The following is a 12,068-nucleotide window of genomic DNA, read 5'->3' on the forward strand; positions in this document are numbered from 1 at the left end:
GATGAAGAGCTTCGGCGCTCGATTGCGGCACGCCATGGGGCATTTCGGCCCCATGTGCGTCGGCATCGATCCGCATCCGGGGCTGCTGGAGTCGTGGGGCCTGACCGCCGACGCGGACGGGTTGGAACAGTTCGCGGAGATCTGCGTCGAGGCCTTCGACGGCCGGGTCGCGCTGGTCAAGCCGCAGGTCGCGTTCTTCGAGACCTACGGCTCGGCCGGAATCGCGGTGCTGGAGCGCACGATCGAGGTGCTGCGCGCCTCGGGCACGCTGGTGCTCGCCGACGCCAAGCGCGGCGACATCGGCTCCACCATGGACGCGTACGCGCACGCCTGGCTCGGCGACGGGTCGCTCGGCTCGGACGCGGTGACGGTCTCGCCGTATCTCGGATTCGGCTCGCTGGCACCGGCTTTGGCGGTGGCCGAGGCCAACCGGCGCGGCGTGTTCGTACTCGCGGCGACCTCGAATCCCGAAGGGGCGCAACTGCAACGGGTGGTCACGGGGGACGGCCGCAGCATCGCGCAGACGATGGTCGACCAGGCCGCCGCGCGCAATGCGGGCGCGGAATTCGGGTCGGTCGGCGTGGTGATCGGCGCGACCCTGACCGAGGCGCCGGACCTGTCCGCGCTCAACGGGCCGATCCTGATGCCCGGCGTCGGCGCCCAGGGCGGGGGACCGGAAAACGTGCGTGACCTGGTGCCGGAGTCGATGCTGGCGGCCGCGATACCGACCGCCTCGCGGGAGGTGCTGCGCGCCGGACCGGAGGTTCCCGCGCTGCGCGACAGCCTGAACGCACTCCAGGAAACGTTCGCTTTCCTGCAGAAATAACGACCGGGACCGGCGCGATCGCGCCGGTCCCGCCGCGTTTCCGGCCGCGTGTGCGGTCATGCGCACGTATGCGTGCGGCCCGTAGCGGGTCCTGGGTGCCCTGCTACGCCCGTTTCCCGGTCCGGCGGTGTTCGGATGGGCCGGCGGGCCCGGATCGGCGCAGAATCGCGATTTCATCAGTGCAGGTCGACAAAGGTGGCCGTGCGGATCGACAATCGATCGCCGCCCGAGTCGACCCGAATCGGTCGTTCGACCTGTTTGTGGTCCACGACACGCTGAAAGACAACGCGACACGCGGGAAATTCCGAGAAACTTCCTGGTCGGGCGCGGGTGGGTTTGCTGGCGGCACTTGTCACGTCATAGCAACCCTCCCGCTAACCTGTGTCAATCGTGAAAACTCCCTGCTGAGGAGGCATTTCGCGATTTCGGCGGTACGATCTGCGCAGCGACAGAGGAGCAGTGCGGATCGCGCCGCTCTCGCGTCTACGGCATCCGGAATCATGCGCTGACCTGGGGGGTGGGTTCGCAATCTGCGGATGCCGTGGGTACGGTCGCTGAGACTGCCGGGTTACCGGCAGGAGTTGATGCAATGAACGATGAGACGGAGGAACCGTGGCCCTTCCCCAGCTGACTGACGAGCAGCGCGCCGCTGCTTTGGAGAAGGCGGCTGCCGCTCGCCGCGCTCGGGCGGAGCTCAAGGAGCGCCTGAAGCGAGGCGGCACCAACCTGAAGCAGGTCCTCACCGATGCCGAATCCGATGAGATTCTCGGCAAGATGAAGGTGTCGGCGCTGCTGGAGGCCCTGCCGAAGGTGGGCAAGGTCAAGGCAGCCGAAATCATGAGCGAACTGGAGATCGCCCCCACCCGGCGTCTGCGCGGACTCGGCGATCGGCAGCGCAAGGCGCTGCTCGCCCGGTTCGACTTCGACGCCTGATAACGAGGGTGGTCGAACATACGCGGAAGGGTCGGCTGGTAGTACTGGTCGGCCCCTCGGCCGTCGGAAAGTCGACCGTGGTCCGTTGTGTCCGCGAGCGACTGCCGCACCTGATCTTCAGTGTGTCGGCGACGACCCGGGCGCCTAGGCCCGGCGAAGTCGACGGTCTCGACTATCGATTCGTGTCCAGGGAAGAGTTCGACGCCATGATCACGGCGGGCGAACTACTCGAGTGGGCTGATATACACGGTGGTTTGCAACGTTCGGGCACCCCGGCCGCACCGGTACGGGCCGCCCTCGCAGAGGGTCTGCCCGTACTGGTCGAGGTCGATCTAGAAGGCGCGCGGTCGGTACGCAAGGCCATTCCGGAAGCGATCCTCGCCTTCCTCGCCCCGCCCAGCTGGGACGAACTGGTCTCCAGGCTCACCTCGCGCGGCACCGAATCACCGGAAGTGATCGAGCGCAGACTGGAAACCGCCAGGACCGAATTGGCGGCCTGTGACGAGTTCGACATCGTCATCGTGAACGACGAGGTGACTACTGCCTGTGAGCAGTTGGTATCGTTGTTCGTTAGCACAAATTCGAGTTCATAACCTTCCACGCGCAGGAGCCCCCTCAGTGAGCAGTGCAGACAGCAAAGTCGTTCCCGCATACGACACCCCGATCGGCCTCACCAACCCCCCGATCGATGAGCTGCTGGAGCGCACCTCGTCCAAGTACGCCCTGGTCATCTACGCGGCCAAGCGGGCGCGCCAGATCAACGACTACTACAACCAGCTCGGCGACGGCATCCTCGAGTACGTCGGCCCGCTGGTCGAGCCGGGCCTGCAGGAAAAGCCCCTCTCGGTCGCCATGCGCGAGATCCACTCCGACCTGCTCGAGCACGCCGAAGGCGAGTAGTCGCCCGGGGCGCGTGCTGTGACCACAACTAGGCCGGAGGCGTAGTGACCACACGGATCGTCGTCGGCGTCGGCGGAGGGATCGCCGCGTACAAGGCCTGCTCGTTGGTCCGGCGGTTCACCGAGACCGGACACCAGGTCAGGGTGATCCCCACCGAGTCGGCGCTGCAGTTCGTCGGTAAGGCAACCTTCGAGGCATTGTCCGGGAACCCGGTGCACACGGACGTGTTCACCGACGTGCCCGAGGTGCCGCATGTCCGGCTGGGCCAGGAGGCGGACCTCGTGGTCATCGCCCCGGCGACCGCCGACCTGATGGCGCGCGCGGCCCAGGGCCGCGCCGATGACCTGCTCACCGCCACCTTGCTGACGGCCCGATGTCCGATCCTGTTCGCGCCCGCGATGCACACCGAGATGTGGGAGCATCCGGCGACCGTCGCCAATGTCGCGACGCTGCGCGCGCACGGTGCGATCGTGATGGAACCCGCGTCGGGCCGGCTCACCGGCACCGACACCGGTCCCGGCCGGTTGCCCGAGCCCGAGGAGATCTTCGGCCTCGCCACGCTGCTGCTCGAACGCGCCGACGCCATCCCGCGTGACCTCGAGGGTCGCCGGGTGGTCATCACCGCGGGCGGCACCAGGGAACCGCTGGATCCGGTGCGTTTCCTCGGCAATCGCAGCTCCGGCAAACAGGGGTACGCACTGGCCAGGGTCGCGGCCCAGCGCGGTGCGCACGTCACGCTCATCGCGGGCAACACGATCGAGATGGCCGCGCCCGCCGCGGTCGACCTGGTGCACATCACCACCGCCGAGCAGCTCAAGACCGCGGTCGACAAGCACGCCGTCGGCGCGGACGCGGTGATCATGGCGGCGGCGGTGGCGGATTTCCGGCCCACCGACGTGGCCGCGGCCAAGATCAAGAAGGGCGCCGGCGAACCCGACGTCATCGCGCTGACCAAGACCACCGACATCCTGGCCGGTCTGGTGCAGCAGCGCCGCGACGGGCAGCTGCCCGGCACCGCGATCGTCGGCTTCGCCGCCGAGACCGGGGACGAGCACGGTGACGTGCTCACCTACGCGCGGGCCAAGCTGGCGCGCAAGGGATGCGACCTGCTCGTGGTCAACGCGGTCGGTGAGGGCAAGGCGTTCGAGGTCGACACCAACAACGGCTGGCTGCTCGGTGCGGACGGTACCGAACAGTCGCTCGATCATGGGTCGAAGGCGCTGCTCGCCAGCCGGGTGCTCGACGCGCTCGGGCCGCTCTTGAGCTGAAATATATTGCGAGACCGGGATAATGACCCGGTAATCAACCATCGGTTTCGCGGTGCCAGGGGGACTAGTCGGACGAACTGTCTGAGATAGTGATCTCTTGGTCCACGGGATGTCGGTGGTTTGCCATAGTCTGGAATGAAGGGTTGCGCGGTAACGGTCTCGCGTTACTGTCGCAAACCGAGACGAATACCCGTTGAGGGAGAGGGAACAACTGTGCGCACGTCCGGCAGCCGGCTATTCACCAGTGAGTCCGTGACCGAAGGTCACCCGGACAAGATCTGTGACGCCATCAGCGATTCCATCCTCGACGCGTTACTCACGGAAGACCCGCGCAGCCGCGTCGCGGTGGAAACCCTCGTGACGACCGGCCAGGTCCACGTCGCGGGCGAGGTCACCACCAGCGCTTACGCCGACATTCCCAAGATCGTCCGGGAAAAGGTCCTGGAGATCGGATACGACTCCTCGGCAAAGGGTTTCGACGGCAACTCCTGCGGCGTCAACATCGCGATCGGTGCGCAGTCGCCCGACATCGCGCAGGGCGTCGACACCTCGCACGAGGCGCGCGTCGGCGGGTCCGACGACGAGATCGAGAAGCAGGGCGCGGGCGACCAGGGCCTGATGTTCGGCTACGCGACCACCGACACCCCGGAACTCATGCCGCTGCCGATCGCGCTCGCGCACCGGCTCTCCCGCAGGCTCACCGAGGTGCGCAAGTCCGGCGTGCTGCCGTACCTGCGTCCCGACGGCAAGACCCAGGTCACCATCGAATACGAGGGCGACCGTCCGGTCCGGCTCGACACCGTGGTCATCTCCACCCAGCACGCCGCCGACATCGACCTGGACAACCTGCTCGCGCCGGACATCCGGGAAAAGGTCGTCGAGGCCGTCATCGCCGACCTCGAGCTGCCCACGCTGGACACCTCGAACATCCGGCTGCTGGTCAACCCGACCGGCAAGTTCGTGCTCGGCGGCCCGATGGGTGACGCGGGTCTGACCGGCCGCAAGATCATCGTCGACACCTACGGCGGCATGGCTCGCCACGGCGGCGGCGCGTTCTCCGGCAAGGATCCGTCGAAGGTGGACCGCTCGGCCGCGTACGCCATGCGCTGGGTGGCCAAGAACGTCGTCGCGGCGGGCCTGTCCGAGCGCGTCGAGGTTCAGGTCGCCTACGCGATCGGCAAGTCGGCGCCGGTCGGCCTGTTCGTGGAGACCTTCGGCACCGAGAAGGTCGACCCGGCGCGCATCTCCGCCGCCATCTCCGAGGTCTTCGACCTGCGTCCCGGCGCGATCATCCGCGACCTCGATCTGCTGCGCCCGATCTACGCACCGACCGCCGCGTACGGCCACTTCGGCCGCACCGACGTCGACCTGCCCTGGGAGCACACCGACCGGGCGGACAAGTTGCGCGCCGCGGTCGGCCTGTAGCCCCTACCGGACCGAGTGAAGAAACCCGCGGCGGGCACCCCCGCCATACCGGGGGTCCCGCCCGCGGGCCCCGCAGCCGTGGAGCACCCGATAGCTCGGGTGCTCCCGTTGCTGTCTCCGGCCCATCTGGATCGTGACTTCGATTACCTGGTGCCTGCCGAGTTGGACGCGATCGCGCAGCCGGGCGTGCGGGTGCGCGTGCGGTTCGCGGGTCGTCTGGTCGACGGATATCTGCTGGAGCGGCGCACGCACAGTGAGCACAGCGGCAAGCTGGTGAAGCTCGAGCGGGTCGTCTCCGCCGAGCGGGTGCTGACCCCGGAGATCGTGAAGCTCGCGACCGCGGTCGCCGCTCGATATGCCGGAACCCGCGCCGACGTGCTGCGCCTGGCTATTCCGCCGCGGCATGCGCGCACCGAGACCGGCGGGACGAAGAAGAAGTCCGCCGAAAGCGATGCCGAGGACGAGGACTCGACCGAGGAGACTTCGGCCGCGCCGAGTGCCGCCACCCGGAAAAAGGCCTCGACCCGCAGCGCACCGCTTCGGGTGAAACCCCTGTCCGAGGCCGATTCCGCTGGGATCGAAGGCGATGCGTCACCGTCCGATTCGGGTGCCGAAGCAGCGGCAACGAACTCCGCTGCGGCACAACATGTCTCAACCACGCCACCTGGCGTCGGTGCGCCGGTGAAGTCGGGGAAATCGGCATTCTCGGCCGCAGATTCCGCCGAATCCGACACTGACTCAGTCGGGCGCGATTCGACAATCGATGGAGAGTCGCCGAAGCGTGCCGCGGCGATAGCCCCGGATCCCGAAGTGCCCCAGTCGGTCTCGTCCGCCTCATCCGACACGAAACGTGCCGACCAGTCGGCCCTGCCTTCGGCGGCATTGCCTTCGAGTGTTGATTCCGTTGATATCGATACTGATTCAGTGCCACCGGGTCGTGCGCTTGACGAGCGTCACGCCACAGACACTGCACTTGACGCGGCAGATCGCACGGTGGCCCCCGGCAATTCCGCTGAAACACCAGCTGAGTCCGATGTCGACCGGACGACCCCTGCTCTTGCCACGTCGCCTTCAGATGTTGATTCCGTTGGTATCGATGCTGATTCGATGACGCCTGATCGCGCAGTTGATAACAAAATCGCCGCAGACACTACGTCAGAGACTTCGGCCAGAGCAGCGGGGCGAGGGAACACCTCCACGTCATCTTTCGATTCCACGGAGCATCAGCCCCCAGCCCTGCCGAATGCTGCGGCGCTCGAAACAGATTCGGCCCCCACCGGCTCGTCCGTCGCGGCGAGCGATGCGGCAGACGCGGACCAGGGGGCGCTCCTCGCCGAGTCCGCGAGGGAAGCTGGTCAGTCGGTGGCCGCGCAAGATGAGACGCCGAGCTCGGAATCTCTGCCGGACTCGAGCGGAGCGGCGGGGGTGGCCGATCGGGCGGGTGACGCGGAATCGTTGGCGGCGCCGGTCATTGGGCCGCCGGCCGGTGCTGTGGGCTCGGCGATGTCGCGGTCAGCCGTCGGCGCGGGTCAGATGGCTGCCGTGGCGGGGACGGCGCATGCCTCGGAGTCGGTTGCGAACAGCCGAGCCGCCGGAGCGGACAGCGATGCGCGCGCCGCGGCGTCCGCAGAGCACGCGAGCGGCGTGCGAGACGTGAACGCTGGACATGGCGCGTCGTCGGCAGGTGTTGGGGATGGCGGCGCGGCGGCTGCGTCGTCGGAGCCGGGCGGCGGCGAGGCTTTAGCTGTAGCGCCGGGTGGCAGTGAGGTGGCTTCGGCTGTAGCGCCGAGTGGCGGGGAGGCTGGTTCGGCGGCGAAGTCGGATCACGGTGCGGCGGCTTCGGCGGGGGAGTCGGGTGCGGGAGATCGGGTGGCCGTTGATCACGGTCCCTGGGGGCGGTACATCCACGGTGCGGCGTTTGTGGCGGCGCTGCGCGGGGGGAAAGGGCCGCGGGCGGCGTGGCAGGCGCTGCCGGGGGAGGACTGGCCTCGGCGGTTGGCGGAGTTAGCGGAGGCGGTGGTCGAGCGGGGGCAGAGTGCGATCCTGATGGTGCCGGATCAGCGGGATCTGGATCGGGTGCTGGCGGAATGTACTCGGCTGCTGGGGGATTCGGCGGTCGGGCTGGCCGCGGGGTTGGGGCCGGCGGCGCGATATCGGCGGTGGCTCGCGGTGCTGCGGGGGACGGCGAAAGTCGTGGTGGGGACGCGCAGTGCGGTGTTCGCACCGGCGAAAGACCTCGGGCTGATCGCGATTTGGGACGACGGGGACGACACCTACGCCGAGCCGCGGTCGCCGTATCCGCACGCGCGGGAGGTCGCGATGCTGCGCTCGCACGAGACGGGGGCGGCGTTCGTCGCGGCCGGTTTCGCGCGCACGGCGGAGGTCCAGGCGATCGTCGAAACCGGCTGGGCGCACGACCTGGTCGCCGATCGGGCGGTGGTGCGGGACGCGGCGCCCCGGATCAGCGTGCCCGGGGATACCGATCTCGCGATGGAACGGGACCCGGTCGCCAAGGCGGTCCGCATTCCCGGCGTGGCGTACGCGGCCGCGCGGGCCGCGCTGAAGGAGGGCGCCGGCGTGCTGGTGCAGGTACCGCGGCGCGGCTATGTCCCGTCGCTGGCCTGTGCGAAATGCCGGACGCCGGCCCGCTGCCGGCACTGCAACGGACCGCTCGCCTTGCCGGATGGCCGTGCGCGGCACAGTGATTCGCAGGGCGACGCCGCGCACAGCCCGAGCTGCCGCTGGTGCGGCATCACCGAGGCGGCGTTCCGTTGCACGTCCTGTGGGTCGCGTGCGCTGCGCGCCGTGGTGATCGGCGCGAGCCGCACCGCGGAGGAACTCGGCCGCGCGTTTCCCGGCGTGCCGATCCGCGGCTCGGGCGGCGGCGCGATGCTCGACACGGTGGAACCGGGCCCGCAGGTGGTGGTCGCCACCGTCGGCGCGGAGCCGGTTCTGCCCGGTGGCTACGGAGTCGCGCTGCTGCTCGACAGCTGGGCCCTGCTCGGCCGCGCCGACCTGCGCGCGTCCGAGGACGCGCTGCGTCGCTGGATGACCGCCGCGACCCTGGTGCGTTCGCGCGGCCAGGTGATCGTCATGGCCGAGGCCGCGATTCCCACCGTGCAGGCCATGCTCCGCTGGGACCCGGTCTGGCACGCCCGCAACGAACTCGCCGCCCGCGCCGAGGTCGGCTTCCCGCCCGCCGTCCGCATGGCCGCGGTCGACGGCACCTCCGACTCCATCGCCGAATTGCTCTCCGCCACAGACCTTCCCGCCGACGTCGAGGTGCTCGGCCCGGTACCCCTGCCCGACGGCGCCCGCAAACCCTTCTCCTCCGGCGACACCCCCGCCGAGGTCGAACGCATCCTGCTCCGCGTCGACCGCACATCCGGCGCCGCCCTGGCCCGCGCCCTCACCGCCGCTCAAGCCATTCGCAGCACCCACCGTTCCGACGCCCCTCTGCGCGTCCAAATCGACCCGGTCGACATCGGCTGACCCGGCCGCGTTCGCCGTCGGTTCGAGCATCAGGTTGTCGAGCAGTTCTTCCGAGCGAGAGCGTTCTTCGGATGTCCGTCACTGGCGGTCTGCGGCTGGCGCATCTCGATGGTCCATGCAGAAGGCAACGGGGGAATCCGCCGCCGGGATGCGGTGGCAGTGCGGGACACCGTCCACGCGCCTGGTTTCGGGCCGGAATCGTCCGTGCTGGGCGGGCGCGCCGGTCCGCACGGCGAGTTAGCCGGAAGTTATCGGAAACGTCCTTCGCGTCGTGATTGAGTGGTCGGATGACGACTTCTTCGCTCCGCCGGACCCTCGCGACCGCGTGCCTTGTGGTCGTCGCGCTCGGGGCGGTGGCCTGTTCGGATGACGACGCCGGGTCGCCGAAGACAAAGCTGACGTTGACCGTTACGCCGGCGGCGCCGGGGTCGGCCCCGACGCAGGTCACGCTGACCTGCGAGCCGACCGGTGGCGATCATCCCAAGGCCGAGGCCGCCTGCGCGGCGCTGGCGGCGGCGGGCGGTGACTTCGACAAGCTTCCCGGCGATCCCACCACCGCCTGCATCCAGGTCTTCGAGCCGGTCGACGCCTCGGTGACCGGCACCTGGCAGGGCAAGCAGGTCGACTGGCGAAAAGCCTTCGGCAACAAGTGCGAGCTGAGCGCGCGCACCACGCCGGTCTTCTAGTCGCCGGCGGTCGAGCGCAGCGCGTCGATCTCGCGCTCGACCGCCGCCAGCAGCTCCACCGGGCAACCCCAGTAGTCGTAAATCCCGCCGCGTTCCCGGTTGCTGCCGCAGACCACGAACACCCCGGTGCCGAGCGTGCGTTTGAGCTGACCCGCGAGCCAGCCGACGAACCCGCTGTTGTCCAGCCCGGTGGGGAAGTGGAAGGAGAACAGACCGAACTTCTCCACCTCGGCGCCGTCGGCCTCGGCGAACGGCACGAGCGCGCTCCACTTTTCCGCGTCCCGGACCACCGCGAGCGTGCGCGGGGTCAGTTGCGGCGGTTCGGCCAGGGGAGTCGTTGTGCCGTTTCGGTTTCGGTCTCGATGCTGATATCCACCACCGGGCAACCGTAGCAACCACCGCGTCGAAACAATTCTTTAACTGTCCGATCAGTTAATGATACGATCGGCGCATGGCCCGCACCGTCGATCCGAATCGTGTCGCCGAACGCCGCCGCGCCATCACCATGGCCGCCGCCGAGCAGTTCGCCACACACGGCTACGAACGCACCACGGCCACCCAGATCGCCCGCGCCGCCGGGCTCAGTTCGGGCAGCGTCTTCTACTACTTCAAGGACAAGGCCGCCGTCTTTCGTTCGATCTTCGAGCTGTCCATCCCCGAACACACCGAGCTCTTCGCCCGCCACGTCGACCGAACCGATTGTCTCGCCGCCATTCTCGACATCGTCGACGCGCTGGCCGGCGAGGCCTTGGATCCGTCCGCTCCCGGCCTGATGTTCGAGCTGCTGCGCCGCCTCGGCCACGACGCGGAACTGGCGACGATCGTCCTGGCGGACGCCCGGCTCAGCGCCGAGGCCCTCACCGCACTCCTCGAACGCGGCCTCCGCACCGGGCAATTCGACCCCGGATTCGAGCCGGGGGAAACCGCGCGCTGGATCCTCGCCGTCATCGACGGCGCCTTTCTCAACGCGGACCCGGACACCCCGCACGACCCGCGCCCGCTGGTGCGCGCGACCGTGTCCCGGCTGCTGCGACCGATCGAAGCGGAGCACTCATGACCACCGTCTCGGCACCCACCGTGCTGCGCATCTCCACGATCTGGGCCTGGCTGTTCGCGGCGGGCGGCCTCGTCATCGGCTGCGGCATCGGCTTCGCGGCGCATCCGGTCGGCCGCTGGATGACCGACACCTTCGACGCCGGCCCCGGTCCGCTGAAACTCGCGATGAGCGTGCCGACGGTGTGGCTGGTGCTCGCCACCACCATGATCGGAGCCCTTGCTGGTGCGGTGCTTTTCGAGATGGGCCGGGCGGAGAGCCTGACCCTCACGGTCGCCGACGACCACGTCGAACTGGTACAGCAGGCCCGCGCGCAGCACGTGCCGCGCAAGCGCGTCGCCGCCGTGTTCCGCGAGGACGCGGACCTGGTGCTCACCGACCGGAACAAGCGCCGCCTCGCCCGGTTCGGCGCCACCGACCTGAACCGCAACGACATCGAACGCGCATTCCGTGACCACGGCTACCCCTGGCTCGACCGGAACGACCCATTCGCCGCGGACTACTTCCGCTGGGCCGACGGCCGCCCCGAAACCGGGAAGGCCGTCGACGCTGTCCTGCGCGCCCGTCGCCGCGCCCTCGCCGACGAAAAGCCCCTGGACGTAGCGGAACTCGACGAGGAACTGCTCGAACTCGGCTTCGACGTCCGGGATCGCCAAGGGGAGCAGCACATTCGGATCTTCGACCACGCGGGGTGAGCGGGCGAACGCGGTCCGATTATGTTGTGCCCGTGGTGGACACCGTCGGCGGCGTTCGTTCACTCGCCGGGGTGCGGTAGATGTTCAAGCGAACACGGCTCGATTACGTTGCGCCCATTCGGCATAACTCGCGGGCCTGCGGCCCAGCACCCGCTCCACATCCGGACTGACCCGCTGCTCCGCGGCCGTCGGCTCGCCGAGGATGGACAGCGTGTGCTCGACCACGGACTCGGGCATGAACCGCGTCATCGCCGTATGTGCCTGCGCCCGAGTCAATTCCACGAACCGCACCGGCGCTTCCACGGCCGCGCCGATCGCCGCCGCCTGCTCCCGCGGCGTGCTCAGCGCCGGTCCGGTCAGGGTGTAGATCTGCCCGGCATGCCCGTCCTCGGACAACGCGGCGGCCGCGACCGCGGCGATATCGGCCGGGTCGATGGACGGCAGCCCGACCGCGCCGAAGGGCGCCGCGACCGTCCGTTCGGTGCGCACCGATTCCACCCACGCGTAGGTATTCGCGTAGAAACCCGCAGGCCGAAGGATGGTCCACGCCAGTCCTGACCGCCGGATCGCCGCCTCGAACGCGATCAGCCGCGCGTAACCCTCCGCATCGGCCCTGGTGACCACACCCTGCGAGGACACGAACACCACCCGCCGCACACCTGCGGCCCGCGCAACCTCCAGCACTCGCTCCGGATCCGGCCCGCTCACCAGTTGCGCACCGGTGATGAGCAGGAACAGTGCCTCGGCACCCGCGACGGCGGGGGCGAGGCTGTCCGGATCGCCCAGATC

The 12,068-nt window shown here is 69.0% G+C and carries 12 protein-coding genes; 10 read left to right on the forward strand and 2 right to left on the reverse strand.

The window, feature by feature from the left end:
* Window position 1 precedes the first annotated feature (1 nt).
* The 8 genes from pyrF (at window position 2) to ACFQ9K_RS37820 (ending at window position 9,530) form a co-directional block, all read left to right on the forward strand.
* Entirely contained in the window at window positions 2-826 is an 825-nt protein-coding gene (gene pyrF / locus ACFQ9K_RS37785; RefSeq protein WP_378984262.1) for an orotidine-5'-phosphate decarboxylase, read from the forward strand.
* Window positions 827-1,438: 612 nt separating this feature from the next.
* On the forward strand, window positions 1,439-1,759 hold the full coding sequence (gene mihF, locus ACFQ9K_RS37790) for an integration host factor, actinobacterial type (RefSeq protein WP_014986450.1): 321 nt from the start codon (window positions 1,439-1,441) through the stop codon (window positions 1,757-1,759).
* 8 nt (window positions 1,760-1,767) lie between these two features.
* Window positions 1,768-2,352 carry a guanylate kinase gene (gene gmk, locus ACFQ9K_RS37795; protein ID WP_150406182.1) on the forward strand — a complete coding sequence of 195 codons (585 nt, stop codon included), beginning with the start codon at window positions 1,768-1,770 and terminating at the stop codon, window positions 2,350-2,352.
* Between the two features lie 25 nt (window positions 2,353-2,377).
* Window positions 2,378-2,659, forward strand: a complete 282-nt coding sequence (gene rpoZ, locus ACFQ9K_RS37800) for a DNA-directed RNA polymerase subunit omega (protein ID WP_150406183.1) — start codon at window positions 2,378-2,380, stop codon at window positions 2,657-2,659.
* A 44-nt stretch (window positions 2,660-2,703) separates the two neighbouring features.
* Window positions 2,704-3,927 carry a bifunctional phosphopantothenoylcysteine decarboxylase/phosphopantothenate--cysteine ligase CoaBC gene (coaBC, locus tag ACFQ9K_RS37805; RefSeq protein WP_378726860.1) on the forward strand — a complete coding sequence of 408 codons (1,224 nt, stop codon included), beginning with the start codon at window positions 2,704-2,706 and terminating at the stop codon, window positions 3,925-3,927.
* A 213-nt stretch (window positions 3,928-4,140) separates the two neighbouring features.
* Window positions 4,141-5,352: a methionine adenosyltransferase gene (gene metK / locus ACFQ9K_RS37810; RefSeq protein WP_378726858.1), complete on the forward strand. Its 1,212-nt coding sequence runs from the start codon at window positions 4,141-4,143 to the stop codon at window positions 5,350-5,352.
* A 45-nt stretch (window positions 5,353-5,397) separates the two neighbouring features.
* Window positions 5,398-8,844 (forward strand): hypothetical protein, encoded by a 3,447-nt coding sequence (locus ACFQ9K_RS37815; protein WP_378984274.1) that lies wholly within the window; start codon window positions 5,398-5,400, stop codon window positions 8,842-8,844.
* Between the two features lie 287 nt (window positions 8,845-9,131).
* Complete coding sequence (locus ACFQ9K_RS37820; protein ID WP_378984266.1) at window positions 9,132-9,530, forward strand: SSI family serine proteinase inhibitor; 399 nt, start codon at window positions 9,132-9,134, stop codon at window positions 9,528-9,530.
* Here the strand turns inward: ACFQ9K_RS37820 and ACFQ9K_RS37825 are convergent.
* Window positions 9,527-9,916, reverse strand: coding sequence for a DUF6196 family protein (locus ACFQ9K_RS37825; RefSeq protein ID WP_378984269.1), 390 nt, complete (start codon window positions 9,914-9,916; stop codon window positions 9,527-9,529). The genes ACFQ9K_RS37820 and ACFQ9K_RS37825 overlap by 4 nt on opposite strands.
* A 65-nt stretch (window positions 9,917-9,981) precedes the next feature.
* On the opposite strand from ACFQ9K_RS37825, the gene ACFQ9K_RS37830 reads away from it, so the two are divergent.
* The gene (locus tag ACFQ9K_RS37830; protein ID WP_378722069.1) at window positions 9,982-10,587 is read left to right on the forward strand and encodes a TetR/AcrR family transcriptional regulator; all 606 of its coding nucleotides are present in this window, start codon (window positions 9,982-9,984) and stop codon (window positions 10,585-10,587) included.
* On the forward strand, window positions 10,584-11,279 hold the full coding sequence (locus ACFQ9K_RS37835; RefSeq protein ID WP_378722068.1) for a hypothetical protein: 696 nt from the start codon (window positions 10,584-10,586) through the stop codon (window positions 11,277-11,279). The genes ACFQ9K_RS37830 and ACFQ9K_RS37835 overlap by 4 nt, the downstream gene beginning before the upstream one ends.
* Before the next feature lie 84 nt (window positions 11,280-11,363).
* Here the strand turns inward: ACFQ9K_RS37835 and ACFQ9K_RS37840 are convergent.
* A partial coding sequence (locus ACFQ9K_RS37840) for an NAD(P)H-binding protein (protein WP_378984271.1) occupies window positions 11,364-12,068 on the reverse strand: 705 nt, incomplete at its 5' end.

The sequence above is a fragment of the Nocardia sp. NPDC056564 genome (assembly GCF_042793755.1).
Classification (GTDB): Bacteria; Actinomycetota; Actinomycetes; order Mycobacteriales; family Mycobacteriaceae; genus Nocardia.

Excerpts from the sequence above, each read along its gene's own strand:
- pyrF (WP_378984262.1), top strand. The coding sequence starts at position 2 with ATGAAGAGCTTCGGCGCTCGATTGCGGCACGCCATGGGGCATTTCGGC.
- ACFQ9K_RS37820 (WP_378984266.1), top strand. The coding sequence starts at position 9,132 with ATGACGACTTCTTCGCTCCGCCGGACCCTCGCGACCGCGTGCCTTGTG.
- ACFQ9K_RS37830 (WP_378722069.1), top strand. The coding sequence starts at position 9,982 with ATGGCCCGCACCGTCGATCCGAATCGTGTCGCCGAACGCCGCCGCGCC.
- ACFQ9K_RS37835 (WP_378722068.1), top strand. The coding sequence starts at position 10,584 with ATGACCACCGTCTCGGCACCCACCGTGCTGCGCATCTCCACGATCTGG.